Below are 24,486 nucleotides of genomic sequence, written 5' to 3'. Positions count from 1 at the left end.
GCTTTCGCGGCAGAAATCCGCCGGCCAAACGCCGATAATCGGCAGCGCCCGGCGGTACACAGAACTCGCCGAATCCGGTATAGTCGGCCGATGAACAGATGATGGATTGATTTATGAAGCAGTTTCTTGATTTCCTCCCGTTAATTGTCTTTTTCGCTTTTTACAAGCTGTACGACATTTACGTCGCTTCCGGCGCATTGATCGTCGCCACCGCGCTGGCGCTGGTGTTCACCTGGGTGAAATACCGCAAGGTCGAGAAGATGACGCTGATCACCTTCCTGATGGTGCTGGTGTTCGGCACCCTAACGCTGGTGTTCCACAACGATTTATTCATCAAGTGGAAAGTGACGGTGATTTACGCGCTGTTCGCGCTGGCGCTGCTGATCAGCCAGTGGGTGCTCAAAAAGCCGCTGGTTCAGCGCATGCTGGGCAAAGAGCTGACGCTGCCGGACAAAGTGTGGAGCAACCTCAACCTGGCCTGGGCCCTCTTCTTCCTGGCCTGCGGCCTGGCGAACATCTATGTCGCCTTCTGGCTGCCGCAAAGCGTCTGGGTCAATTTTAAAGTCTTTGGCCTGACGGTGCTGACGCTGGTATTCACCCTGCTCAGCGGCATCTATATTTACCGGCACATGCCGGCAGAACAGAAAAAATAGTTACAAATTTGTTAATGCCTGCGGCGCTTGCCGCGGGCAGTATGATGTGATTCCCTCCTTTTAAAAGCAGACTGCTATGACACAACAACGACCTTTACCCAGCGGCGAGCTGGTGCTGCGCACGCTGGCGATGCCGGCCGATACCAATGCCAACGGCGATATTTTCGGCGGCTGGCTGATGTCGCAAATGGACATCGGCGGCGCCATCCAGGCAAAAGAGATCGCCGAGGGGCGCGTAGTGACGGTACGCGTAGACGGCATGACCTTCCTGAAACCGGTGGCGGTAGGCGACGTGGTTTGCTGCTATGCGCACTGCATCCGCACCGGGCGCAGCTCGATCACCATCAATATCGAAGTGTGGGTAAAGAAAGTCTCCTCCGCCCCAATCGGCCAACGCTACCGGGCGACCGAAGCGGTGTTCACCTACGTGGCGGTCGATGCGGAAGGCAACTCGCGCGCGCTGCCTGAGGGTAAAATGAATTTCCGCGTCGGCTTCGAAGAGTAAGCCTGCGGCTGCGCCGCAAATGCAAAAAGGGTCGCCGAGGCGACCCTTTTTTTCTTGGCGCAAACCGAAATCAGTTCATTTCGGTGGTGCCGTTCAGCTTGAAACGAATATTGACGATAAGATCCTTCGCTTCTTTGGCTTGATACCGCCATTTGCGCAGCGCCTGTTTCACTTCACGCTCGAACATGTTGCGCGGCTCAGCCGACAAGATGCGCACGTTGGTCACGCGGCCATCGCTGTCGACATCGAACTGCACCCGCACGTTGCCTTCGATCTGCAAGGCTCTGGCGCGCGGCGGATAAATCGGTTCCGCACGGCTGATCGGTTTTGGCCCGACCTCGCGCGAGTTGCCCTGTACCGGCGCGGCGGGCGCTTGTTTCACCGGCGCTTTTTCGATCGGTTTGGCCGGCGAGTCGTTATTGAACGGCGAAGGCTCGCGCGGCTCGACCTTCTTCGGCTCCGGTTTCACCGGTTTTTCTACCTTCGGCTTTGGCTTGGGCTTCGGTTTCGGCTTGACCGGCTCCGGTTTCACAATCGCCTTCGGCGGCGGCTCCACAATAGGTTCTGGTTCAGGTTCCGGCTCAGGTTCCACCTGCGGCGGCTCCGGTTCCGCCGGAGCAGGCGGCGGCGGTTCAGCCATCGCGGCGGTGTTGACCATCATGACGCTGATCGGCGCCTCTTCAGGCTTTGGCAGCTCAACCACTTCTTTTACCGAAGCGTAAAGCAGTCCCGCCACCAGGGCGCTGTGCAGGCCTACGGACAAGACGAAAGGCACGGATATACGGCGATTAAGGAACATCTTTTTTAGCGGCATAATGATTCTGTTTCCTCTGGTTCGCCAAGTTTAAATGCAAATAGCAATCATATTCAATAACGAAAGGCAAACTATCGCTTTAATCGTCAGTCTCCGCGGCGAAAACCAGCAAACTCATAAGGATATTAACCTGAACGTTGCTTTTTTACCGCCGAATCAACACGCTTCGTTAACGTTCAGACGGCGCTAAAAAATAAAAAACCCGCCGTAGCGGGTGGATTGCGGTAATTAAGCGTTATTCTTCATCACCATAGTAGAGCACGCCCAGTTTGATCAGCGGCCGCCCTTGCGCTTTGCGGTGCAGGTTGGTGTCGCGCAGCGAATAGACGCAGCCGCAGTATTCCTGCTGATAGAAGCGTTCGCGCTTGCTGATCTCTATCATGCGGGCCGCGCCGCCCTTCTTGCGCCAGTTGTAATCCCAATACACCAGATCGGGATACTTTTCCGCCGCCCGAATGCCGCAGTCGGTAATCTGCTGCATGTTCTTCCAGCGCGAGATGCCGAGCGAGCTGGAGATGGTGTCGTAACCGTGCTCATGCGCATACAGCGCCGTGCGCTCAAAACGCATGTCGAAGCACATGGTGCAGCGAATGCCGCGCTCCGGCTCATGTTCCATGCCCTTGGCGCGTTCGAACCAGTTGTCGGTGTCATAATCGGCATCGATGATCGGCACCCCGTGCTTTTCGGCGAAACGGATGTTCTCTTCCTTACGCAGCAAATACTCTTTTTGCGGGTGAATGTTGGGGTTATAGAAGAAAATAGCGTACTCGATGCCGGACGCCTGGATCGCTTCCATCACCTCGCCGGAACAGGGCGCACAGCAAGAATGCAGCAGCAGTTTGCTTTTGCCCGCAGGCAAATCGAGTTTTTCCCTTACCAGTTCCGTCATGTCCTCACCTCAATGGCATATCTGTTTAAGCGCGCCGCACTATACGAATAAAAAGTAGCGGCTTCAAGGCATAAGCGCCAATCCCCCCCATAAATTCACCGCGCGCCGTTCCCCTGCCGCGCCTTTTGCGCTACCTTGGTAGCACCGTTTTATAGCCATGATTTTACAGGTGAAATATGCTTTATCTGATCTACGCGCAAGACGTTCCCCACTCACTGGAAAACCGTCTGGCGGTGCGCCCGGCACATCTGGCGCGCCTGCAGGCGCTGCGTGACGCCGGCCGTCTGGTGGTCGCCGGCCCCAACCCGGCCATCGACAGCAACGATCCCGGCGCCGCCGGCTTCACCGGTTCAACGGTGATCGCCGAGTTCGCCTCACTGGCGGAAGCCCAGGCCTGGGCGCAGCAGGATCCGTACGTCGCCGCCGGCGTCTACGCCGACGTGACGGTGAAGCCGTTCAAGCAGGTGTTCTGATCTCCAGCCCTCCGAATACCGGGAACGCCCCGCTATACGGCGTTTCCGGCGCTAGCCACACCTCTGCTTGACCGTCGCGCTCGGGTCGTCTTCCCCACGCGGTCGATATTCATGTTCCGCCCCGGAAATACTCACCGATAACGCTTTCCAGCATCGCCACCGCCGATTGACCGGCGGCAGCGGCAGAGCGCAGCAGCTGCACTTCGTGCGGAGCGACCGACGGCAATTCGTCGAGGATCCGCATCGCCGCCGTCACGCGTGCGCGGTCGAGCAGCGTGACGGCCAATCCTGCCTCGACGGCGGCAGCCACCACGCTGGCCGAAGGGCTGCTCACAACCACTCGCCAATGCCTTCCCGCCCCGCTCAATGCATCGATCATAGCCTCTCGGTAAGGGCAATCGGCGGCATGCAACGCCAATGGTATCGGTTGGGCCATATCCAGCGCCAACCGGCGGCCGCCAACCCAAACCGGCGCAGTCACCGCAAGCGGCATCTGGCGCAGTCCCCCCATCGGCAGCACCGCCAACGCCAGCTGTAGCCGGTTGCGTCCGATCTGTTCAACCAACGCCTGGCTGGCGGCCGTAGAAACCTCCAGCATCACCGCAGGAAAACGGGTGGCAAACGCCGGCAGCACATCGCGCATGACATGTGATGCGTATTCATCAGGCACTCCCAGCTTGATGTGCCCACTCAGCGGTGCGCCCTGCAGCTCACGCAGAATATCGTCGTGGGCATTCAACAGCCCGAGCGTCGAGGCCAGCAGTTTGTCGCCTAAGGGCGTCAACACGACGGACTGATTGTCGCGCTCCAGCAAGCGGCCGCCCACGACCTGTTCCAGACGCTGAATATGAACGCTCACCGCGGCTGGGCTGCGATGAACAAAGGCCGCCGCCGCACGAAATTGCCCCAAACGGGCGATAGCGTGAAAAGTGCGCAAAAGATTAATGTCCAGGGTTGGCCGCATGGTTTAACTCCATTAAACAACTGAACGAAAATTATTCGATTTATTAAATTATAGCGGCTCACTACCCTTGGGGAAAAAGGAGAAGATCACCATGCCCCTGTCAGAATTTCGTCCACCTTCCTGCCGCGATAAGGTGGGCGACAAAGCCGCCGTCTGGTTGCCGGCAGCGGAAGTCCTGCTGATCGTCGCCTGGAGCTCGGGCTTTGTCGGCATCCGTTTCGCCGCCGATTACGCGCCGGTGTTGCTGGTGGCGTTCTGGCGCTGTGTCGTGGTCGCTTTACTGCTGATGCCGTTTAGCCTTCGCGCCATCAGGCGCTCCTCGTCGCAGTCGGTAGCCGCTCATGCCGGGATCGGGCTGCTTGCCATGACCGGATACCTGACCGGCGTCAGTAAAGGCATCGAGTACGGCGTGCCGACCGGGTTGGCCGCGCTCATCGCCGATTTGCTCCCTCTCGGCACCGCACTCTTGAACATGCTGTTTCTACGCCGGCTGCCCGATGGCCGCGTCTGGCTCGGCCTGGCATTAGGCTCTCTCGGGGTGATATTGGCGACGGGCGGTGCTATTTCCTGGGGAAGTGCGCCATTGTGGAGCTACCTGTTGCCGCTGGCGGGGATGCTGTCACTGGCACTGGCGACGCTGTGGCAGCAACGGCTGCCGCAGGCGCAAGCGGTGAGCCTGCCCGCCAGGTTGGGGATACAAAGCGCGATTTCAGCGCTGGCTTTTGCCCCACTGGCAGGCGCAGAAAGCCCGCTGCTGCCAACCATGACGACAGGGTTGGTTATCGGCGTGCTTTGGACCGCGCTTTTGGCCACCCTGGCCGGTTACGGTTTGTATTGGTTCTGCCTTAGGCATACCTCTGCATTGCGTGTGACGAGCCTGCTGTTCCTCAGCCCCTTCGTCACCTTCTGCTGGGCATGGTTAATGTTCGATGAGCCCCTTTCCTGGCCCATGCTGCTGGGCGCAGCAACGGCGGGGAGCGGCTTGTGGCTGCTTATCCGCCCCCCGATGAGGGGCCGGACTGAACGCGCTGAAATGAATAATGGCAGATAAGGTTAACGGAGATGTCGGCTACACGTTGCCGGCACCGTTACACGACGAGTTTTCCCCGCACCACCACCTTGCCCGGCTTTATCTCAGGATCGGCAATACGGCGGATCGCCAGATTCAACGCTTGCCAGGCGATCTCTTGCAAGTCGTGTGACACACAGGGGAAATGGAAACCGTAGATCTCGGCATGTGAAACCTCATCGATGCTGAACAACGACACGTCCTGCATCAACGGCAACCGATGTTCGATACAGGCCTTGATGATGCCCAGCGAGATCTGGTTATTGCAGCCGACGAAAAAATCGGGGGCGGGGTTATTGGCCAGCCAGCGGCTCGTCTCTTGCCAGGCGGCATCCATAAAGAAATCGGCATACCGCACGTCGAGCGAAGCCACCTTCCCTTGCAATGCCGCCTGCAAGCCAGTGACCCTGTCACGTGCAACGTTGGAATTCTCCGGCCCGGAGATCACCACCACCCGCTGCGCCTGCTGTTCCAGAAGCCAACGCCCCGCCTGAAGGCCGCAATCCAGATTATCAATATACACCCCGCTGCAGTGGTGACTCTCCAATTCCCGATCGATCAACACCACCGGTATATTGAGCGTTTCCAGACGTTTGAGGTAGGAAGGCCGGTACAGATGATCGTTGGAAATAACCGAGAGAATAATCGCATCGACGTTGTAGCCAATGAGTTTGTCGATGATCCTGTCTTCGCTTTCCTGAGACTCATAGGAGTCGAACACCAGCGTGTCGTACCCCATCTTTTGCGCTTCAAGCGTCATCAGACGCGTCAGGCCGCCAAAGAATGGGTTGGCCATGTCGGGGTTGACGATGCCAATGGTTCTGCTGCTTTTCGCCCGCAGATTGCGCGCCGCGGCATTGACCACGTAACCGAGTTCGGCGGCGGTCTCCCGAATTCTCCTCAACGTTTCCGGATGGACCTTGTCCGGCTGTGAAAATGCCCGCGAAGCGGTTATTTTGCTGACGTTCGCCTGTGCGGCGACGCTAGCCAGCGTCGCTTTCCGTCCTCGACCCACGGCCAAATGCAGCTCCTTAGCTTGAAGGTATCATTTTGTATCATTCCCGGCATCATGACAGAACTTTGTTCTTGGCGCTAATGGTTTACGCCGGCAAGACGGTTAATTCGCGGATCGGTAAAAATATCCAGCTCGTCACGGCTCTCGGAAGAGAACTCAGACACCACCGCGCCCTGCTTCCCCGCCTGAAACCAGTGACGGGTATTGGGCGCAATGGTGTATTGTTCCCCCGGCCGCAAGAGGATATAGCGATGACAGGTATACCACTGCTCCGCGCCCTCCGGCACCCGGCATACCGGTTGGCCGCCGCGATCGTTGGGCGTCAGACTTTCATCATCGACAAACAAAAACACCTCTCCCCAACGGCAACGGAACGTCTCTTGCTTGCCGGGCGTGCCGGCAAAGGGAGGGTGTAAATGTTCCGGGCAAGTCTGCCCAGGAAACAGCACCAGCTCTTTCGCGCAATACCGAGGTGAGTTGACGTAGGTCAGCAGCTGCAACCCGGACGCGGGATAGTCGGCCAGACCAAACGTCGCAATTTCAATGCGTTGCTGTTCTTCTTCGGTCAAGATAATGTCCGCCTGGCGCAAATACTCCAGCGTAGCGGCTCTGGCGCTTTGTTGTTTGTTCATCATTCCCCCGGCAAAGTAACGGTATCGATATCAACAGGCCGATATTAAAACCGTCATTGCCACGCCGATTTTGTGACCACCGTCGCTATATTGAATAACAACCCGCCAGCAAAATTAACTCTCGTCGAGCAATTCCAACATTGATCACAGTTTAACCACCCGCATTGGCTCACTATCGCCGCATTGAAATGATACCGTTACCATAAAAATGATTCACCAGGAGGCAATATGAAAGCATTAGTGCTGGCCAAAGCGGGGGAAATCGCTATCGAGGACGTCCAACTGGCCGAAACGCTGGGGCCCGACGATGTACAGATAAAAATTCATTCCGTGGGCATCTGCGGCAGCGATGTGCACTATTACCAGCATGGCCGCATTGGCCCGTTTGTGGTCAAAGCCCCGATGGTGCTCGGCCATGAGGCCGCCGGCGTGGTACTCGCGACAGGTGAAAACGTCACTCACCTCAGCGTCGGCGATCGCGTTTGCATGGAGCCCGGCATTCCCGACCTCAACTCGGCGCAGACGCGCGCCGGGATTTACAACCTGGACCCCGCCGTTCGCTTTTGGGCGACGCCGCCGGTGCACGGCTGTTTGCGCGAAACCGTCATCCACCCCGCCGCATTCACGTTCAAACTGCCGGACAACGTCAGTTTCGCTGAAGGCGCCATGGTTGAACCCCTGGCCATCGGCATGCAAGCGGCCACCAAAGCCGGGATCAAACCCGGCGATATCGCGCTGGTGATCGGCGCTGGGCCGATCGGCGTGGTCACCGCCCTCGCGGCGCTGGCGGGTGGCTGCTCGGACGTCATTATCTGCGACCTGTTTGACGAGAAACTCGCCGTGGCGGCCAGCTATGAAGGGCTGCACGCCGTCAATATCAAAACCGGCGACCTGGCGGGTAAAGTGGCTGCGTTCACCAGCGGCAATGGCGTCGATATCGTGTTTGAATGCAGCGGCGCAAAACCGGCTATCGCTACGCTGGCCGAACATGCGGCGCCAGGGGCAACCGCCGTGCTGGTCGGCATGCCGATCGACGCCGCGCCGATGGATATCGTCGCAGCGCAGGCCAAGGAAATCACCTTCAAGACCATTTTCCGCTACGCCAACATGTATCCGCGCACGCTGCGGCTGTTGAGCAGCGGCAAATTGCGCGTCCAGCCGTTGATAAGCCAAACCTACAAATTCTCCGACAGCGTGGCCGCCTTCGAGCGCGCGGCGGCGGGACATGCCTCGGACATCAAAATCATGCTGGAAATGGAGTGATCCTATGGCGCTCTATGCTGGCATAGACTGCGGTACGCAAGGCACGAAAGTCGTGATTGTCGACAGCACACAGGGCGTGATCCTCGGTGAGGGCAGCGCCCCTCACCGCCTCATCAGCCAAGCCAATGGCCGGCGCGAACAAGAGGCCGACTGGTGGATTGAGGCGTTGGTCACCGCGTTTCGCCAAGCCGTGACTAACGCCGGTATTGATGCCGGGGAAATTAACGCTCTGGGGGTCTCGGGCCAACAGCATGGATTTGTGCCGCTGGACGCAGACGGCAACGTGCTGCACAGCGTCAAGCTGTGGTGCGATACCGAAACCGCGGAGGAAAACGAACTGCTGCTGCAGCGGCTCGGCGGCGCCAAGGGCTCGCTGGACAAGCTCGGCCTGCGGGTCGCCACCGGTTATACCGCGTCAAAAATCCTTTGGTTCAAGACGCACCATCCGGCGCTCTGGGCAAAACTGCACACCGTGCTGCTGCCGCATGATTATTTGAACTTCTGGTTGACCGGGGAGCGTGTAGCGGAATATGGCGATGCTTCCGGCACCGGGCTGTTCGATGTGCGCACCCGTAGCTGGAGTCAAGCCGCCGTCAATCTTATCGATGACAGCGGCCGTTTATGGCATGCCCTGCCGCCGCTCAAAAGCGCGGAATGCTGCATCGGCACGGTGCGCCCCTTCGTGGCGGAAAAGCTCGGCCTCGGCCCGGCAGTTCGGGTCTCGACCGGCGGCGGCGACAACATGATGGCGGCCATCGGTTCCGGCAACATCGAGGCCGGCACCGTTACCCTAAGCCTGGGCACCTCCGGCACGCTATTCGCCTGGTCCGCCGCGCCCGTCGTGGCGGAATCCGACATGATTGCCGGTTTCTGCTCCAGCACCAACGGGTGGCTGCCCTTGATATGCACCATGAATGTCACCTCGGCCACCACGGCCATACAGACGCTGCTGGACGAAGATCTTGACGGCTTTAACCGCTTATTGGCGCAGGCGGCGCCGGGTGCCGGCGGCGTCGAGATGCTGCCGTTCTTCAACGGCGAACGCGTTCCCCCGCTGCCCCACGCGCGCGCCAGCCTGCATAACCTCGATAGCGACAATTTTACTCGCGCCAATCTCTGCCTGGCGGTGGTTGAAAGCGCCACCTACGGCCTGCGCTATGGCATCGAGCTGTTTCGTCGCCAGGGCATCGAAACGCGCGAGATCCGCCTCACCGGTGGCGGCGCCCGCAGCGCCGCCTGGCGACAAATCGTCGCGGACGTGATGGGGTGCCCGGTGGTCTGCCTGAACGTCAAAGAGACCGCCGCGCTGGGCGGCGCCATTCAAGCGATGTGGGCGACGTCGTTGGCCGATCGCCCGCAACAGAACGCCGCCGGGCTCTTGGCTGAACTGTGCCAACGCTTCGTTTCCCTGGATGAAGCCACACGCACGACGCCAAACGCCGACAGGCAAACGCAATACGAGACGCTTTATCAACGGTACCTGCAGCGTTTGCAGCGGACATACCCGGAGGTTCAATCGTGACGCGAGATCCCCATACGCAAGCCCCTGCCTACCTGCTGGAAGTCAGTGGCGTCAGGAAAGCCTTTGGCCCGGTCGTGGCGCTCAAGAACGCCGAGTTTTGCCTGCGGCGCGGATCCATCCATGCCCTGTGCGGCGGCAACGGCGCGGGGAAATCCACCTTTCTCAGCATTCTGATGGGCTTTATTCAACCCGATGGCGGCGACATTTTTATCAATGGTCAACGCTGTGAATTTCATCATCCCCGGGAAGCCCTCAATGCCGGCATCGCCATCGTGCAGCAGGAGCTGAGCGCGATCCCGGACCTGACGGTGGCAGAAAACATTTGGCTGGGCCGCGAGCCGAGACGCCTGGGGTTCGTCGACTTTGCGACGCTCAACCAACGCACCACCCGTCTGCTCGAGGAACTTGATTTCAAGATCGACGCCCGAGAAAAAATGCGCAACCTGAGCGTCGCCGAGCAGCAACTGGTCGAGATCGCCAAAGCGCTGTCGCACGCCAATGCCGACATCATCATCATGGATGAACCCACCTCGGCGATTGGCGAAGAGGATGCGCAAAAAATCTTTCATACGCTTCAGCAACTGGCGGCGAAAGGTAAAGGCATTATCTACGTCTCCCACCGTTTGTCCGAGATATTCCAAATCGCGGACAGCTACACCATTTTCCGCGACGGCGCCTATATCCATGAAGGCTATATCGCTGACATTACCCGTGAGCAGCTGATCGAACACATTATCGGCGGCGAGTACGACAGCGAGTTCGCCAAGTTCAATCAACCCGGCGAAGAGGTCTTGCTGGAGGTCAACGGCCTGTGTTGGCGCAGCAAGATAAAGGATATCAGCCTGCAGCTTAAGCACGGTGAGATCCTGGGCATCTACGGCCTGGTGGGATCGGGCCGCAGCGAGTTTCTCGATCTTATCTTCGGCATTCAGCATGCCGACAGCGGCACGATCCGCTTGGGCGACAAGACGCTTAACCGCCATTCCCCGCGAGAGGCCATCGACAGCGGCATTGCCTACGTGACGGAAGATCGCAAGGAAACCGGCCTGGTGCTGTGCCGTTCCGTCAGTGAAAACATCAATATCGCCTCTTTTGCCGGCATAAGCCGAATGGGGTTCGTCAGCGAAAAACGGGAGCTGGCGCGAACCCGCGACATGATCCAGCGCTTTAACGTTAAAACCCACGATGGCGAACAGCCCGTGGGCAACCTGAGCGGCGGCAACCAGCAAAAAGTGGTGCTGGGCCGCTGGGCGCTGTTGGAGCCGGAGGTGTTGTTGCTCGACGAGCCGACGCGCGGTATCGACGTCGGCGCCAAGAAAGAGATCTATCGATTTATGTCGGAGTTCGCCTTGCAAAACAAAGGGATCATCATGGTTTCCTCCGAGCTTTCGGAAATTATCGGCATGAGCGATCGCATCCTGGTGTTTCGTGACGGGCAGTTGGCCGGCGAGCTTGCGGCAGCCGATGCGACTCAGGCAGCACTGATGAAACTTGCGGTTTAACAGAGAGAGAAAAACAAAATGAGCAGCGCCCACTCCTTATCACCAGGAATGTCATTTTTCACCCGCAATAAGCGCCGTATGCACAAATACGGCATTATCATCGCCTTTTTCGCGCTGTGCCTGATCGTGGCGCTGATTGGCGAATATCAGGTCGCCCAGGGAGCCTGGAGCAGCAATTATTTTCTCAGCAATGAAAACACCCTGATCGTACTGCGCCAGGTCTCGATCAACGGCATTCTGGCGATAGGCATGACCTTCGTCATCATCACGGCAGGCGTCGATCTCTCCGTCGGCTCGGTGCTGGCGTTAAGCGGCATCGTCGCCGCCCGCTTCGCCACCAACAATAGCGGATTGGCTATCGGTGATACCGCGACCGCCGTTATGGCGCCGCTGATCGTGGCGCTGGGGATCGGCATCGTCTGCGGCCTGGTGAACGGCACCGTGTTGGCTCGCTACCGGTTGCAGCCGTTTATCGTCACCATGGGCATGCTCTCCGCGGCGCGCGGGTTAACCATGTTGACCACCAACGGCAATCCAGTATCGCAATTGAACAGCGATTTCCGCTGGTTAGGCAATGGCTATGTCGGCGGCGTTCCGGTGCCCGTCATCATCTTCATCGTGCTGTTCGCCCTCGCCTGGCTCGTGCTGAATAAAACCCTCTTCGGGCGCTACATCTACGCCGTCGGCGGCAACCCAAAAAGCGCGCGCACCTCGGGGATTAACGTCACGCGCATCAAAATACTGGTGTATACGCTGTGCGGCGCGCTGGCCGGCATCGCCGGCCTTATCCTCACCGCGCGCACCGGTTCGGCGCAAACCAACGCCGGCGCTGGGTATGAGCTGGACGCCATCGCGGCGGTGGTGATCGGCGGCACCAGCATGGCCGGCGGCGTCGGTACGCTGGTCGGCACCTTCTTCGGCGTGCTGATTATCGGGGTGATGAATAACGGCCTCGATCTGCTCGGCGTGCAATCGTATTACCAACAAATTATCAAAGGCGCATTGATCGTTCTTGCCGTCTTGCTCGACCCCTCGCGTAAGCAACAGCGCGATTAATAACATCAGACCCAACTCTACCAGGAGAAAACCATGAATAAGACCAAGATAGCGTTGTTTGCCTCTGCCATGCTGTTCGGCAGCCTGTCGGCGGCTCAGGCCGCCCCGGTTAAAATCGCGGTATTGATGTACGGCAACAAAGCCGAGTTCGTGCAATTGATGGAAAGGTTCGGCAAGGAACACCCGGCGGTGAAAAGCGGCGAAGCCGTACTGACTTTCTACGATGGGCGTTATGATGCATCGGTGCAAAACGATCAGGCCGCCACCGCTATCCAGACGCGCGCCGATGCCATTATCGTCAACCCGATGGATTTTGAGGCCAATATCGATATCGTCACCAATGCCAACGAAGCCAAAATCCCGGTGGTGGTCACCAACGCGCGCCTGAACACGGACGCGATGACGTCTGAAGTGGTGTCTAATGACGAGCTGGGCGGGTATCTGGAAGCCAAAGCCGTACTGGACAAACTCGACTGCAAGAACCAGAAGGTGAACGTGGTGATTATCGAAGGCCCGAAAGGCGGCAGCGGCGAGATCCAGCGCGGCAAGGGCAATGATAAAGCGATTGCCGAGTGCGGCGCCGGCCAGGTGACCGTGCTTGAACGTAAAACGGCCAACTGGTCACGCGCGGAAGCGCAGCCGCTGATGGAAAACTGGCTGCAGAAACACCGGGGCAAAATCAACGGCGTGATTGGCCAGAACGACGAGATGGCGCTGGGCGCCATCGAAGCGATTAAAGGGGCCGGCCTGAACGTGAAAGACTTTGCCATTGCGGGCGTCGACGGCGTTTCCGACGCGATTCATGCGGTGCAGGCCGGTGAAATGGTCTCTATCCTGCAAGATGCCAAAGGCCAGATGCAGGGTTCCATCGACGTCGCGCTGCGCGCCGTGAAAGGGGAAAGTTATCAACCACAGTCGGATATCTGGAAACAGTACGCCAAAGATCTGAAATGGGAGGGCGGCACGCAGAAGCATTATTATATTCCGTGGACCGTCGTCACCGCAGAGAATGCCCAGCAACTGTTGGACGCGCGCAAGTAATGTCCGGCGCCCCCTGCACTCAGGGGGCCTTTGCTCCGAAACTTGCCGCAGGCAAAAAAAAAGCCAGCACGGAGGGGCTGGCTAAAAAGTTCTTCGAGGGAATATCTTGTGCGATAAACATACGCCTTTCGCCGCACGCTTTACTAGCTATCAGTGCGATAGGCGCTGCCCGTTAAAATCAACGCCTGCATATCGGCGAACATCGTTTCCCATTCCGCCTGGCCGATATCCATCAAACCGAAATAACGCAGCATAAAGGCGCCTTCGGTGGCCAGAAACGCCAGCCGCGCGCGCTTACCCTCTTCGGTAGTCAAATCCAGCCCGGCGATGCGGCTGCGATACCATTCGCGCGTGCTCGCCAGATGCTCCGGCGTTTGAATCAGCGTCGCCATCAACCCGGCGGCCTTGGCGCTGGCGGTCTGATCCGAACTTTGGGTAGCCAACATATGCGCCCGCACGCTGGTCTGCGGCGAAGGATCGTCGCCGGCGATCTCCGCGAACAGCGTTTCATAGGCGCTGCCCCAGCGATCGAACATCGCGTCGATCAGGGCGTCTTTGCTGCCGAAGCAATACTGCACCCCGCCCTTGGAGATCCCCATCGCTTTGGCGACGGCGTCGATGGTTAAACCGGCGGCGCCCTGGGTGGCGACGATCTCTTCGGCGGTGTCCAAAACCTTGTCGCGATCGATGCTGCGTTGACGTCCCATTAAGAAACCCTTCTTTTCAATACGAACGTATGGATATATATTATCACCAGTATACCACCCGGCATCGCCGGAGGGTTACCGCAATGGCGGCGCCTTCGCGCCGCCCACGTAAACTGGATTATGACTTATGTACGCCAAGAACCGCTGGTTGATCCTGACGATGGTCGCCAGCGCCCTTTTCCTGATTGTTATCGACATGACGGTGCTCTATACCGCTCTGCCACGTTTAACCCAGGCGCTGGACGCCAGCGCCTCGCAAAAACTCTGGATCGTCAACGCCTACCCGCTGGTGGTCGCCGGGCTGCTGCCCGGCGCCGGCATGCTGAGCGATCGCGTCGGCCATAAGCGGCTGTTCCTCGCCGGGCTGCCGGTGTTTGCCGTCGCTTCGCTGTGCGCCGCCTTTTCGCCAACCGCCGAATGGCTGATCGCCGCACGGGTGTTCCTCGCCGTTGGCGCGGCAATGATGATGCCCGCCACGTTGTCCATCGTGCGCCACGTCTTTACCGACGAACGCGAACGCGCGCTGGCGATCGGCATCTGGGCCTCGGTGGCCTCGGGCGGCGCGGCCATCGGCCCGGTGGTCGGCGGCCTGCTGCTGGAGTATTTCTGGTGGGGATCGGTGTTCCTGATCAACGTACCGGTGGTGTTGCTGGTCTGGCCGCTGGCGTGGAAACTGATCCCCCGCTGCGGCGGCGATAACCCGCGCCCCGCCGATATCATCGGCTCGGTGCAGATCATGATCGGTCTGGTCGGCGCTATCTATGCGCTGAAGGAACTGAGTAAGCCGGCGCCTGACGTCAGCGCGTTGCTCGCAGCGGCCCTGATCGGCATCCTGTTCCTGGCGCTGTTCGTGCGTCGCCAGCAGCGCAGCGCCCACCCGATGATCGATTTCTCTCTGTTCCGCAACCGGCTGTTCGCCGGCGGCATCGGCGTGGCGCTGCTGTCGATGGTGGCCCTGATCGGCGTCGAGCTGGTGCTCAGCCAGCGATTGCAACTGGTGCTCGGCCTCAGTCCGCTGCAGGCGGCGCTGTTCATCTTGCCGATCCCGCTGGCCTCGGCGCTGGCGGGGCCGATGGCCGGTTTACTGTTGCCGCGCTATGGCGAACGCAGCCTCATCCTCGGCGGTTTCGCCCTGACCGCCTTCGGCATCGCCGGCCTCGCCCTGTTGTATCAAAGCAGCATGGCGCTGCAGCTGGCGAGCCTGGCGTTGGTGGGCTTTGGTCTCGGCGGCGTGATCACCGCCGCGTCCACCGCCATCATGCTGAACGCGCCGGAGGAGAAATCCGGCATGGCGGCGTCGATCGAGGACGTTTCCTACGAGCTGGGCGGCGTGCTGGGCGTGACGTTGCTCGGTGGGCTGATGACGGCGGTCTACAGCCATAGTCTTGCGCTGCCGGCGGAGCTGCCGGTCAGCGAGTTGGCCTACGACAGCATCGACGAGGCGTTGCGCCTGGCGGCCGGGATGGCGGCCGATCGCGCGCAGCAGCTGACGCAGTTGGCGCGTTTGGCCTTCGATCGCGCGTTTATCATGGTACTGATCGCCGCCGCGCTGTTAATGGCGCTGGGCGCCGGCGTGGTAAAACTGGCGCTGCGCAAGTAACCGATAAAAGCGGCTTTTTTCGCCTGCGGATCCTGCGTAAACTGATTCGGCAATTTGCTCGACGGATTTATCGTCATCGGTTTGAGCGATGGCAATGATGCCTGTTATCGTGTTTAACCCTGCGATAAATCCGGTTACTGTAACAGCTATGGAAATTGATTCTGTCTACCCTTGGAACGAATAATCAGGAGAAGATTATTATGGCAACGGCGAAGAAAGCAGCGAAAACCCATATCGGCCTCGACAGTAAACAATCGGCAAAACTCGCCGAAGCGCTAAATGCGCTGTTGGCGAATTATCAGGTGCTGTATATGAATGTGCGCGGCTATCACTGGAATATTACCGGCCCGCAATTCTTTGAGCTGCACGCGAAATTCGAAGAAACTTACAACGATCTGCTGACCAAGGTGGATGAGCTGGCGGAACGCATTCTGACGCTGGGCTCGCAGCCGCGCCACGCTTACAGCGACTATCTGAAAACCGCCGATATCAAGGAACACACCAATGTGACCGATGATAAGGGCACGCTGCGCGGCCTGTTGGAAGGGTATTCAATCTTGCTGCAACAGCAGCGTGAACTGCTGACGGTCGCGGCGGACGCCGGCGACGAAGGCACCGCGTCGCTGATGAGCGATTACATCAAAGAGCAGGAAAAACAGGTCTGGATGCTTAACGCCTACCTCGGCAAATAAACCCAGGCGCCATAACAAAACAGTCCCTCACGGGACTGTTTTCGTTTTACCACTCGCAGGATACCGCAAACAGCAGCGCGCGCCGATGCTGATCGTCCAGGCGACGGCGCACCCGGATAATATGGCGATTGCTGCAAGACTGGCGCTCCAGCCAACGATGCCGACGGCGTTGGCTCTGCCGCAACATTCGCCAACGGCCCACTTCATTTCTACTGCGTCTCATAATTCCGTCACTCGTTCGTCTAATGCCAACCGCGGGCATTATAGCCCTTTCAGCCCGCGATCCAAGTCGCCGTTATCGGCGACATCGCAGGTGCCGCGCCGCTAAAAGCCGCCCTTTCGGTTTCGGCAAGTGCCTTAACTTCATCATATTTATGTAACATAAGCGCCGATAAAAGGTTTCGCCTTGACCGATCTGTGCGTACACTCATCATTGGTGGTTTGCGAACGGGATTTTTCGCCTTTATGACAACATTTTATACCGTAATCAGTTGGCTCATGGTGTTCGGCTACTGGCTGCTGATCGCCGGCGTGACGATGCGCATTTTGATGAAACGCCGTGCGGTTCCCTCTGCCATGGCCTGGTTGCTGGTTATCTATATTCTGCCGCTGTTCGGCATCGTCGCCTATTTATCGTTCGGCGAGCTGCATCTGGGCAAGCGCCGGGCCGAGCGTGCCAAGGCCATGTGGCCGTCGACCGCGCGCTGGCTGAAAGAGCTGAAAGAGAGTCGCCGCATCTTCGCCACCGAATACAGTAAAGTCGCCGAACCGCTGTTCCAGCTGTGCAACCGCCGCCAGGGCATCGACGGCGTCAAGGGCAACCAGCTGCAGTTGCTCACCACCACCGACGACACGCTGAAAGCGCTGATCCGCGACATCGAGCTGGCGCGCCACAACATCGAAATGGTGTTCTATATCTGGCAGCCCGGCGGCCTGGTCGATCAGGTGGCCGAATCGCTGATGGCCGCCGCGCGGCGCGGCGTACACTGCCGTCTGATGCTGGACTCCGCCGGCAGCCTGCAATTTTTCCGCAGCCCCTACCCGGCGATGATGCGCAACGCCGGCATCGAAGTGGTCGAAGCGCTGAAGGTCAACCTGCTGCGCGTATTCCTGCGCCGCATGGATCTGCGTCAGCACCGCAAGGTGGTGCTGATCGACAACTACATCGCCTATACCGGCAGCATGAACATGGTCGATCCACGCTATTTCAAACAGGATGCGGGCGTCGGTCAATGGATCGATCTGATGGCGCGCATGGAAGGCCCGGTGGCCACCACCATGGGCATCGTCTATGCCTGCGACTGGGAAATTGAAACCGGCAAGCGCATTTTGCCGCCGCCGCCGGACGTCAACATCATGCCGTTCGAGCAGGAAAGCGGCCACACCATTCAGGTGATCGCCTCCGGCCCCGGCTTCCCCGAGGAAATGATCCACCAGGCGCTGCTGACCGCGGTTTATTCCGCGCGCGAACAGCTGATCATGACCACGCCGTACTTCGTGCCGAGCGACGATCTGCTGCACGCCATCTGCACCGCCGCTCTGCGCGGCGTCGAGGTCAGCATCATCGTGCCGCGCGACAACGATTCGATGATGGTGCGCTGGGCCAGCCGGGCGTTCTTCTCCGAGCTGCTGGAAGCCGGCGTGAAAATCTATCAGTTCGAAGGCGGCCTGCTGCACACCAAGAGCGTGCTGGTCGACGGCCAGCTCAGCCTGGTCGGCACCGTCAATCTGGATATGCGCAGCCTGTGGCTGAATTTCGAAATCACCCTGGTGATCGACGACGACGGCTTCGGCAGCGATCTGGCCTGCGTGCAGGAAGATTACATCGCTCGCTCCAAGCTGCTGAACGCCAAAGAGTGGCTGAAGCGGCCGTTCTGGCACCGCCTGGTCGAGCGCCTGTTCTACTTTTTCAGCCCGTTGCTGTAAAAGCCGCGGCGAGCGTGCTTTAATAGCGCCAAATCATTTGTTATCAGGATTTTTTTATGGATTTGAATAACCGCCTTACCGAAGACGAAACGCTGGAACAGGCCTACGACATCTTCCTCGAATTGGCCGGCGACAATCTGGATCCGGCGGATATTCTGCTGTTCAATCTGCAGTTTGAAGAGCGCGGCGGCGCAGAACTGTACGACCCCTCCGAAGACTGGAGCGAGCACGTGGATTACGACCTGAACCCGGACTTCTTCGCCGAAGTGGTGATCGGTCTGGCGGACAGCGACGGCGAGCCGATCAACGACGTGTTCGCCCGCGTGCTGATCTGCCGCGAGAAAGACCACAAGCTGTGCCACATTCTGTGGAAAGAGTGATTCACCGCTAACGTTTCGGATAAAAAAGCCCCGCTGAATAAGCGGGGCTTTTTGTTGCCGGCTAGCGGCGCATTACAGCGGATCGACCTTCAGGCACGAAACCGCATGGCGGAAACTGCCCTCCAGCAGCGGGCGCGTCTTGGCGCACTCCGGCCCGGCGATCGGGCAGCGGGTGCGGAACACGCAGCCGGACGGCGGGTTGATCGGCGAAGGCAGCTCCCCTTCCAACAGCTGGATCTGCTTTTCCTTCTCCTTGTCCGGATCCGGGATCGGCACCGCCGACATCAGCGCCTTGGTGTAAGGGTGCTGCGGATTGTGGTACACCTCGTCATAGGTGCCCAGCTCCACCGCATGGCCCAGATACATCACCAGCACGCGATCGGAAATGTGCTTCACCACCGCCAAATCGTGGGCGATAAAGATCAATGACAGCCCCATTTCGCGCTGCAGCTGCTGCAGCAGGTTCACCACCTGCGCCTGAATCGACACGTCCAACGCGGAGACCGGCTCGTCGCAGATCACCAGCTTCGGTTCGAGGATCAGCGCGCGCGCGATGCCGATACGCTGGCACTGGCCGCCGGAGAACTCGTGCGGATAACGGTTGATCAGATTAGGCAGCAGGCCGACCTTCAGCATCATCGCCTTGACCTTGTCCTTCACTTCCTGACGCGGCATTTTCGGGTAGTATGTGCGCAGCGGCTCGGCGATGATTTCGCCGATGGTCATGCGCGGGTTGAGCGAAGCCAGCGGATCCTGGAAGATCATCTGGATATCGCTGCGGGTTTTGCGCCAGTCGGCGTCGCTCATGCCCAGCAGATCTTTACCCAGCCAGGCGACGCGCCCGCTGGTGGCCTTCACCAGGCCGATGATGGCGCGCGCGAAGGTGGATTTGCCGCAGCCGGATTCGCCGACCACGCCCAGGGTTTCCCCCTCGAACAGCCGCAGTGTAACGCCGTCGACCGCCTTCAGGGTTTTCGGCGGCTGCCAGAACCACTGCTTGTCGTCATGAATGTCGAAGTGCACTTTCAGATCGGCCACTTCGAGCAGCACTTTCTTGTCGGTTACCGCTGTCATACCAACGCCTCCACCGGTTTAAAGCAGGCGCGCAGGCGCCCTTCCCCAAATTGCTCCAACGGTGGAGCGCTCGCGCACTGTTCCATGGCGTACGGGCAGCGCGGCTGGAACGGGCAGCCTTTCGGCAACCGCAGCAGGTTCGGCGGGTTGCCGGGAATGGTCAGCAACGCCTCGCCTTCGGCGTCGAGACGCGGCACCGCGTTCAACAGACCGATGGAATACGGGTGGCTCGGCTGGTAGAACACCTCGCGCGCGCTGCCGTATTCCATGGTACGCCCGGCGTACATCACCAGCACCTTGTTGCAGATGCCGGCCACCACGCCCAGATCGTGGGTGATCATGATGATGGCGGTGTTGAACTCGCGCTTCAGCTCGTTGAGCAACGTCATGATCTGCGCCTGGACGGTCACGTCCAGCGCGGTGGTCGGTTCATCGGCGATCAGCAGCTTCGGCCGGCACAGCAGCGCCATGGCGATCATCACGCGCTGGCGCATGCCGCCGGAAAACTCGTGCGGATACATGCGCATGCGCTTACGCGCTTCCGGCATTTTCACCGCGTCAAGCATGCGTACCGACTCTTCAAAGGCTTCGCTTTTGCTCATTTTCTTATGCAGCATCAGCACTTCCATCAGCTGTTCGCCAACGCGCATATACGGGTTGAGCGAGGTCATCGGGTCCTGGAAGATCATCGAGATCTCTTCGGCCCGCAGCTTGTTGAGCTGGTTTTCCGGCAGGTTGAGGATTTCGCGGCCGTTAAATTTGGCCGAACCGCCGATGCGGCCATTGCTGGCCAGCAACCCCATCAGGGCGAACGCGGTCTGTGATTTGCCGGAGCCGGATTCGCCGACGATGCCCAGCGTTTCACCGGCGCGCAGATCGAAGTTCAGATCGTTCACCGCCGTCACGTCGCCGTCCGGGGTGGAGAACGTGACGCGCAGATCTTTCACGTCCAGCAGCGGCGACGCTTTAACGCCGACGGCGGTTTGCAGTTGAGGATGTTCAATGGTGCTCATGGTTGCACTCCTTAACGATCTTTCGGGTCGAGGGCGTCACGCAGGCCATCGCCGATAAAGTTGAAACAGAACAGAGTGACGACCAGGAAACCCGCCGGGAACAGCAGCAACCACGGTGAAACTTCCATTGAGTTGGCGCCGTCGCTGAGCAATGCGCCCCAGCTGCTCAACGGTTCCTGCGTGCCCAGCCCCAGGAAGCTGAGGAAGGACTCGAACAGGATCATGCTCGGCACCAGCAGCGAGGCATACACCACCACCACGCCGAGCACGTTAGGCACGATATGCCGCAGCACGATGTTGCGCGTGGAGACGCCGCACACCAGCGCCGCTTCGATGAACTCCTTGCGCTTCAGGCCAAGGGTTTGCCCGCGCACGATACGCGCCATATCCAGCCACGACACCATGCCGATCGCCACGAAGATCAGCAGGATATTCTGACCAAAGAAGGTCACCAGCAGGATAACGAAGAACATGAACGGGAAGGAGTTGAGGATCTCCAACAGGCGCATCATCACCGAGTCGACCTTACCGCCCAGATAGCCGGACATCGCGCCGTACAGGGTGCCCACCACTACCGCCACCAGCGCGGCGGCCACGCCGACCATCAGCGAGATGCGCCCGCCGATCGCCACGCGCACCAGCAGATCACGCCCGGAGGAGTCGGTGCCGAAGTAGTGCCCCGATTCCATGCTCGGCGCGGCGGACATCATCGCCCAATCCGTATCGTCGTAGGCAAATTGCGACAGCATCGGCGCCAGCACCACAAACAGCGTGATCAGCGCCAGAATGAACAGGCTGCCGACCGCCGCGCGGTTGTGCATAAAGCGCCGACGCGCGTCTTGCCACAGGCTGCGCCCTTCCACTTCCAGCTTCTCGCTGAAGTGCTCCAGAGCTTCGCTGTTCTTTTTAGTCAACATCATTCGCGTGCTCCAGATTAATAACGGATTTTCGGATCGATGACCGCATACAGCACATCGACGATCGCGTTGAACAGAATGGTCAGAGCGCCCACCAGAATGGTCAGGCTCAACACCAGGGAGTAGTCGCGGTTCAGCGCGCCGTTAACGAACAGCTGGCCGATCCCCGGCAGACCGTAGATGGTTTCGATCACCATCGAGCCGGTGATGATCCCAACGAACGCCGGGCCCATGTAGGACAGTACCGGCAGCAGCGCCGGCTTCAGCGCGTGGCGGAAAATGATCCGACGCATCGGCAAACCTTTGGCGCGCGCGGTGCGAATGAAGTTGGAGTGCAGCACTTCAATCATCGAGCCGCGCGTGATACGGGCGATGCTGGCGATATAGGCCAGCGACAGCGCCACCATCGGCAAGATGATGAACTTAGGCGCGCCGCCGTTCCAGCCGCCGCCCGGCAGCCATTTCAACGTAATCGCGAAGATCAGCACCAACAGCGGCGCCACCACGAAACTGGGTATCACCACCCCGGTCATGGCGAACCCCATCACCGTATAGTCCCATTTGGTGTTTTGATTCAACGCCGCGATCACGCCGGCGCTAACGCCCAGCACCACCGCCAACAGAAACGCGGCCAGACCGAGCTTGGCGGACACCGGGAAAGAACTGGCCACCAAATCGTTGACCGAATAGTCCTTGTATTTAAAGGACGGGCCGAAGTCTCCCTGCGCAAGCTGCGCCAGATAATGACCGTACTGTTTCCAGATCGGGTCGTTCAAATGGTATTTGGCTTCGATATTCGCCATGACTTCCGGCGGTAATGCGCGTTCCCCGGTAAATGGACTGCCGGGCGCGAGGCGCATCATGAAGAATGAGATGGTAATAAGGATAAATAGTGTCGGGATCGCTTCCAACAAGCGACGAAGTATAAATTTCAGCATTGCCCTAACCCTGTGCGACAGCCTGATGACGGCTTATTATTCTCAACATGGGCCGGCGGCCTGCGCCGCCGGCTCTTACCGTATCAATGCTTGATGATGTACAGGTTTTTGTCGTACACGTTATCAAGCGGGTCTTTGCCGGTGTAGCCACCGACGTAAGGTTTCACCAAACGGGCGTTCACGTAGTAATACAGCGGAACGATGGCGGAATCTTTATCCAGCTGAACTTCCGCTTTCTGATACAGATCGGCGCGCTCGTCTTTGGTCTTCGCGGTCAACACGTTGGCCATCAACTTGTCGAACTCGGCGCTCTTGTAGTGCGGGGTGTTACTGCTGCTGTCGGACAGCATCATGTTCAGGAACGAACTCGGTTCGTTGTAGTCGGCGCACCAGCCTGCGCGCGATACGTCATAGGTGCCCTGATGGCGGGTATCCAGGAAGGTTTTCCACTCCTGGTTCACCAGCTTCACGTCCACGCCCAGGTTTTTCTTCCAGATGGAGGCGGCGGCGATCGCCAGCTTCTTGTGCAAGTCGGAGGTGTTGTACAGCAGGGAGAAGGTCAGCGGTTTACCCGGGCCGTAGCCGGCGTCCGCCAGCAGTTTCTTCGCCACTTCGTTGCGTTTTTCCTGCGTCCAGCCGAACCACTCCGGCGGGGTCAGCTTGGCGCCGTCGGTGTATGGCGGCGTAAAGCTGTAGGCCGGCAGATCGCCCTGGTTTTTCACCTTGTTGACGATGATGTCGCGGTCCATGCCCAGCTTCAGCGCTTCACGCACGCGCGCATCGGTGAACGGCGCCTTCTGGTTGTTGATTTCGTAATAGTAGGTGCACAGATAAGGATCGACGTGCACCTCTTTCGGGATCTCTTTCTTCAACTTCTGGAACAGTTCGATCGGCATGTTGTTGTAGGTCATGTCGATTTCACCGGTGCGGTAGCGGTTAACGTCGGTCACTTCCGACGAAATAGGCAGGAACGTCACTTTATTGATGATGGTTTTGGCGTTATCCCAGTATTCCGGGTTACGTTCCAGTACGATGCGTTCGTTGACAACCCAGTCTTTCAGTTTGTAGGCGCCATTGCTGACGTAGTTGGCCGGCAGCGTCCACTTCTCGCCAAACTTCTCTACCGCGTCCTTATAGACCGGTTTCATGGCGTAGTGTGGGGTCATTTCAACCAGATAAGGCACCGGCTCGCTCAGGGTCACCTGGAAGGTGTGGTCGTCGATGGCCTTCACGCCTAGCGTCGACTTGTCTTTTTTACCGGCGATGATGTCATCGACATTTTCTACGTGGGCGTACTGCAGGTAGCTGGCGTAAGGCGACGCGGTTTTCGGATCCACCACGCGCTGCCAGCTGTAAACGAAATCTTGCGCCGTCACCGGCTTGCCGTTGGACCATTTGGCGTCTTTACGCAGGTGGAAGGTCCAGACTTTGAAATCCTTGTTATCCCAGCTTTCCGCGACGCCCGGCACGATGGAACCGTCCGGGCTGTTGTTCGCCAGGCCTTCCATCAGATCGCGGGTCACGTTGTTTTCCGGCACGCCCTCGATTTTATGCGGGTCAAGCGACTGCACTTCGGAACCGTTGTTTTTGACGATTTCTTGCTTGTCGGCCAGTTGCACGCCTGCAGGAACGTCGGCCGCGGAGGCGGAGGTGGTTGCTGTGATGCCGAGCGCGGCGATGACGCCGGCGGCAATGAGGGTTTTCTTCGTGATGTTGGTCATACTTATCGACTCCAGTTTTTTATTATCACAGGCTCTTCGTGGAACCTGCGTTGCCCGTAAGCGGACTCTGTTTTCCCGCCGCTGCGGAACGAATGCGGCGGCGGGCCTTCCCCATATTCC

Annotated in this window: 25 protein-coding genes; 13 read left to right on the top strand and 12 right to left on the bottom strand. The window is 59.0% G+C overall.

Annotated features, from left to right (window positions below; translation table 11 throughout):
- Positions 1-113: 113 nt before the first annotated feature.
- Together J0X03_RS10515 and yciA are read left to right on the top strand one after the other, a co-directional pair.
- Positions 114-653 carry a septation protein A gene (locus tag J0X03_RS10515; RefSeq protein ID WP_033643280.1) on the top strand — a complete coding sequence of 180 codons (540 nt, stop codon included), beginning with the start codon at positions 114-116 and terminating at the stop codon, positions 651-653.
- Positions 654-729: 76 nt separating this feature from the next.
- A complete protein-coding gene (gene yciA, locus J0X03_RS10510; protein ID WP_004932085.1) occupies positions 730-1,158 on the top strand; it encodes an acyl-CoA thioester hydrolase YciA in 429 nt (142 codons plus the stop codon).
- A 70-nt stretch (positions 1,159-1,228) separates the two neighbouring features.
- Here the strand turns inward: yciA and tonB are convergent, their stop codons facing one another.
- Together tonB and J0X03_RS10500 are read right to left on the bottom strand one after the other, a co-directional pair.
- Positions 1,229-1,972, bottom strand: coding sequence for a TonB system transport protein TonB (gene tonB, locus J0X03_RS10505; protein WP_094142695.1), 744 nt, complete (start codon positions 1,970-1,972; stop codon positions 1,229-1,231).
- 235 nt (positions 1,973-2,207) lie between these two features.
- Positions 2,208-2,861 carry an epoxyqueuosine reductase QueH gene (locus tag J0X03_RS10500; RefSeq protein ID WP_033643282.1) on the bottom strand — a complete coding sequence of 218 codons (654 nt, stop codon included), beginning with the start codon at positions 2,859-2,861 and terminating at the stop codon, positions 2,208-2,210.
- Between the two features lie 176 nt (positions 2,862-3,037).
- On the opposite strand from J0X03_RS10500, the gene J0X03_RS10495 reads away from it, so the two are divergent.
- Positions 3,038-3,334 carry a YciI family protein gene (locus tag J0X03_RS10495; protein ID WP_033643283.1) on the top strand — a complete coding sequence of 99 codons (297 nt, stop codon included), beginning with the start codon at positions 3,038-3,040 and terminating at the stop codon, positions 3,332-3,334.
- Positions 3,335-3,443: 109 nt separating this feature from the next.
- Here the strand turns inward: J0X03_RS10495 and J0X03_RS10490 are convergent, their stop codons facing one another.
- A complete protein-coding gene (locus J0X03_RS10490; protein ID WP_033650235.1) occupies positions 3,444-4,298 on the bottom strand; it encodes a LysR family transcriptional regulator in 855 nt (284 codons plus the stop codon).
- A gap of 91 nt (positions 4,299-4,389) precedes the next feature.
- On the opposite strand from J0X03_RS10490, the gene J0X03_RS10485 reads away from it, so the two are divergent.
- On the top strand, positions 4,390-5,349 hold the full coding sequence (locus J0X03_RS10485) for a DMT family transporter (RefSeq protein ID WP_069100712.1): 960 nt from the start codon (positions 4,390-4,392) through the stop codon (positions 5,347-5,349).
- 37 nt (positions 5,350-5,386) lie between these two features.
- Here the strand turns inward: J0X03_RS10485 and J0X03_RS10480 are convergent, their stop codons facing one another.
- Together J0X03_RS10480 and J0X03_RS10475 are read right to left on the bottom strand one after the other, a co-directional pair.
- Positions 5,387-6,388, bottom strand: coding sequence for a LacI family DNA-binding transcriptional regulator (locus J0X03_RS10480; RefSeq protein ID WP_069100711.1), 1,002 nt, complete (start codon positions 6,386-6,388; stop codon positions 5,387-5,389).
- Between the two features lie 71 nt (positions 6,389-6,459).
- Positions 6,460-7,014 (bottom strand): D-lyxose/D-mannose family sugar isomerase, encoded by a 555-nt coding sequence (locus tag J0X03_RS10475; RefSeq protein WP_042784691.1) that lies wholly within the window; start codon positions 7,012-7,014, stop codon positions 6,460-6,462.
- A gap of 228 nt (positions 7,015-7,242) precedes the next feature.
- On the opposite strand from J0X03_RS10475, the gene J0X03_RS10470 reads away from it, so the two are divergent.
- From J0X03_RS10470 to J0X03_RS10450, 5 genes are read left to right on the top strand one after another with little or no spacing between them, the layout of a single operon-like run.
- Positions 7,243-8,277 carry an NAD(P)-dependent alcohol dehydrogenase gene (locus J0X03_RS10470; RefSeq protein WP_042784692.1) on the top strand — a complete coding sequence of 345 codons (1,035 nt, stop codon included), beginning with the start codon at positions 7,243-7,245 and terminating at the stop codon, positions 8,275-8,277.
- Positions 8,278-8,281: 4 nt separating this feature from the next.
- Complete coding sequence (gene xylB, locus J0X03_RS10465; protein ID WP_089194841.1) at positions 8,282-9,799, top strand: xylulokinase; 1,518 nt, start codon at positions 8,282-8,284, stop codon at positions 9,797-9,799.
- The gene (locus J0X03_RS10460; RefSeq protein WP_160204350.1) at positions 9,796-11,301 is read left to right on the top strand and encodes a sugar ABC transporter ATP-binding protein; all 1,506 of its coding nucleotides are present in this window, start codon (positions 9,796-9,798) and stop codon (positions 11,299-11,301) included. The genes xylB and J0X03_RS10460 overlap by 4 nt, the downstream gene beginning before the upstream one ends.
- A gap of 18 nt (positions 11,302-11,319) precedes the next feature.
- Positions 11,320-12,357: an ABC transporter permease gene (locus tag J0X03_RS10455; RefSeq protein ID WP_033643291.1), complete on the top strand. Its 1,038-nt coding sequence runs from the start codon at positions 11,320-11,322 to the stop codon at positions 12,355-12,357.
- A 33-nt stretch (positions 12,358-12,390) separates the two neighbouring features.
- Complete coding sequence (locus J0X03_RS10450) at positions 12,391-13,398, top strand: substrate-binding domain-containing protein (RefSeq protein ID WP_033643292.1); 1,008 nt, start codon at positions 12,391-12,393, stop codon at positions 13,396-13,398.
- Positions 13,399-13,541: 143 nt separating this feature from the next.
- On the opposite strand, the gene J0X03_RS10445 is transcribed toward J0X03_RS10450, so the two are convergent.
- Positions 13,542-14,105, bottom strand: a complete 564-nt coding sequence (locus tag J0X03_RS10445) for a TetR/AcrR family transcriptional regulator (RefSeq protein WP_033643293.1) — start codon at positions 14,103-14,105, stop codon at positions 13,542-13,544.
- 127 nt (positions 14,106-14,232) lie between these two features.
- Here J0X03_RS10445 and smfY point away from each other — a divergent pair, with 127 nt between their 5' ends.
- Positions 14,233-15,705, top strand: a complete 1,473-nt coding sequence (gene smfY / locus J0X03_RS10440) for a multidrug efflux MFS transporter SmfY (RefSeq protein ID WP_160204351.1) — start codon at positions 14,233-14,235, stop codon at positions 15,703-15,705.
- 200 nt (positions 15,706-15,905) lie between these two features.
- Positions 15,906-16,397 (top strand): Dps family protein, encoded by a 492-nt coding sequence (locus J0X03_RS10435; protein ID WP_019452735.1) that lies wholly within the window; start codon positions 15,906-15,908, stop codon positions 16,395-16,397.
- Positions 16,398-16,443: 46 nt separating this feature from the next.
- Here the strand turns inward: J0X03_RS10435 and J0X03_RS10430 are convergent, their stop codons facing one another.
- Entirely contained in the window at positions 16,444-16,620 is a 177-nt protein-coding gene (locus J0X03_RS10430; protein ID WP_025159792.1) for a YciY family protein, read from the bottom strand.
- 242 nt (positions 16,621-16,862) lie between these two features.
- Here J0X03_RS10430 and cls point away from each other — a divergent pair, with 242 nt between their 5' ends.
- Both cls and J0X03_RS10420 read left to right on the top strand, forming a co-directional pair.
- Positions 16,863-18,323: a cardiolipin synthase gene (cls, locus tag J0X03_RS10425; protein WP_033643295.1), complete on the top strand. Its 1,461-nt coding sequence runs from the start codon at positions 16,863-16,865 to the stop codon at positions 18,321-18,323.
- 56 nt (positions 18,324-18,379) lie between these two features.
- Entirely contained in the window at positions 18,380-18,703 is a 324-nt protein-coding gene (locus tag J0X03_RS10420; RefSeq protein WP_004932139.1) for an HI1450 family dsDNA-mimic protein, read from the top strand.
- 72 nt (positions 18,704-18,775) lie between these two features.
- On the opposite strand, the gene oppF is transcribed toward J0X03_RS10420, so the two are convergent.
- From oppF to oppA, 5 genes are all read right to left on the bottom strand, one after another.
- The gene (oppF, locus tag J0X03_RS10415; RefSeq protein ID WP_019452737.1) at positions 18,776-19,777 is read right to left on the bottom strand and encodes a murein tripeptide/oligopeptide ABC transporter ATP binding protein OppF; all 1,002 of its coding nucleotides are present in this window, start codon (positions 19,775-19,777) and stop codon (positions 18,776-18,778) included.
- Positions 19,774-20,790: an ABC transporter ATP-binding protein gene (oppD, locus tag J0X03_RS10410; protein WP_016927496.1), complete on the bottom strand. Its 1,017-nt coding sequence runs from the start codon at positions 20,788-20,790 to the stop codon at positions 19,774-19,776. Before oppD ends, oppF begins: the two co-directional genes overlap by 4 nt.
- A gap of 11 nt (positions 20,791-20,801) precedes the next feature.
- Positions 20,802-21,710, bottom strand: coding sequence for an oligopeptide ABC transporter permease OppC (gene oppC, locus J0X03_RS10405; protein WP_033643297.1), 909 nt, complete (start codon positions 21,708-21,710; stop codon positions 20,802-20,804).
- 14 nt (positions 21,711-21,724) lie between these two features.
- On the bottom strand, positions 21,725-22,645 hold the full coding sequence (gene oppB / locus J0X03_RS10400) for an oligopeptide ABC transporter permease OppB (RefSeq protein ID WP_004932150.1): 921 nt from the start codon (positions 22,643-22,645) through the stop codon (positions 21,725-21,727).
- Positions 22,646-22,728: 83 nt separating this feature from the next.
- Positions 22,729-24,366 carry an oligopeptide ABC transporter substrate-binding protein OppA gene (gene oppA / locus J0X03_RS10395; RefSeq protein WP_069100706.1) on the bottom strand — a complete coding sequence of 546 codons (1,638 nt, stop codon included), beginning with the start codon at positions 24,364-24,366 and terminating at the stop codon, positions 22,729-22,731.
- Between the last annotated feature and the right edge of the window lie 120 nt (positions 24,367-24,486).

The sequence above is a fragment of the Serratia ureilytica genome (genome assembly GCF_017309605.1).
GTDB lineage: Bacteria > Pseudomonadota > Gammaproteobacteria > Enterobacterales > Enterobacteriaceae > Serratia > Serratia ureilytica.
This window is presented reverse-complemented; position numbering and strand designations above follow the sequence as displayed.

Bases quoted from the DNA above. Each gene is read 5' to 3' on its own strand.
- yciA (WP_004932085.1), top strand. From the start codon at position 730: ATGACACAACAACGACCTTTACCCAGCGGCGAGCTGGTGCTGCGCACG.
- oppA (WP_069100706.1), bottom strand. From the start codon at position 24,366: ATGACCAACATCACGAAGAAAACCCTCATTGCCGCCGGCGTCATCGCC.
- xylB (WP_089194841.1), top strand. From the start codon at position 8,282: ATGGCGCTCTATGCTGGCATAGACTGCGGTACGCAAGGCACGAAAGTC.
- J0X03_RS10455 (WP_033643291.1), top strand. From the start codon at position 11,320: ATGAGCAGCGCCCACTCCTTATCACCAGGAATGTCATTTTTCACCCGC.
- J0X03_RS10500 (WP_033643282.1), bottom strand. From the start codon at position 2,861: ATGACGGAACTGGTAAGGGAAAAACTCGATTTGCCTGCGGGCAAAAGC.
- J0X03_RS10430 (WP_025159792.1), bottom strand. From the start codon at position 16,620: ATGAGACGCAGTAGAAATGAAGTGGGCCGTTGGCGAATGTTGCGGCAG.
- oppB (WP_004932150.1), bottom strand. From the start codon at position 22,645: ATGCTGAAATTTATACTTCGTCGCTTGTTGGAAGCGATCCCGACACTA.
- J0X03_RS10445 (WP_033643293.1), bottom strand. From the start codon at position 14,105: ATGGGACGTCAACGCAGCATCGATCGCGACAAGGTTTTGGACACCGCC.
- oppD (WP_016927496.1), bottom strand. From the start codon at position 20,790: ATGAGCACCATTGAACATCCTCAACTGCAAACCGCCGTCGGCGTTAAA.
- J0X03_RS10435 (WP_019452735.1), top strand. From the start codon at position 15,906: ATGGCAACGGCGAAGAAAGCAGCGAAAACCCATATCGGCCTCGACAGT.
- cls (WP_033643295.1), top strand. From the start codon at position 16,863: ATGACAACATTTTATACCGTAATCAGTTGGCTCATGGTGTTCGGCTAC.
- J0X03_RS10490 (WP_033650235.1), bottom strand. From the start codon at position 4,298: ATGCGGCCAACCCTGGACATTAATCTTTTGCGCACTTTTCACGCTATC.
- J0X03_RS10485 (WP_069100712.1), top strand. From the start codon at position 4,390: ATGCCCCTGTCAGAATTTCGTCCACCTTCCTGCCGCGATAAGGTGGGC.
- J0X03_RS10495 (WP_033643283.1), top strand. From the start codon at position 3,038: ATGCTTTATCTGATCTACGCGCAAGACGTTCCCCACTCACTGGAAAAC.
- J0X03_RS10470 (WP_042784692.1), top strand. From the start codon at position 7,243: ATGAAAGCATTAGTGCTGGCCAAAGCGGGGGAAATCGCTATCGAGGAC.
- J0X03_RS10450 (WP_033643292.1), top strand. From the start codon at position 12,391: ATGAATAAGACCAAGATAGCGTTGTTTGCCTCTGCCATGCTGTTCGGC.
- J0X03_RS10420 (WP_004932139.1), top strand. From the start codon at position 18,380: ATGGATTTGAATAACCGCCTTACCGAAGACGAAACGCTGGAACAGGCC.
- tonB (WP_094142695.1), bottom strand. From the start codon at position 1,972: ATGCCGCTAAAAAAGATGTTCCTTAATCGCCGTATATCCGTGCCTTTC.
- oppF (WP_019452737.1), bottom strand. From the start codon at position 19,777: ATGACAGCGGTAACCGACAAGAAAGTGCTGCTCGAAGTGGCCGATCTG.
- J0X03_RS10475 (WP_042784691.1), bottom strand. From the start codon at position 7,014: ATGAACAAACAACAAAGCGCCAGAGCCGCTACGCTGGAGTATTTGCGC.
- J0X03_RS10515 (WP_033643280.1), top strand. From the start codon at position 114: ATGAAGCAGTTTCTTGATTTCCTCCCGTTAATTGTCTTTTTCGCTTTT.
- oppC (WP_033643297.1), bottom strand. From the start codon at position 21,710: ATGATGTTGACTAAAAAGAACAGCGAAGCTCTGGAGCACTTCAGCGAG.
- smfY (WP_160204351.1), top strand. From the start codon at position 14,233: ATGTACGCCAAGAACCGCTGGTTGATCCTGACGATGGTCGCCAGCGCC.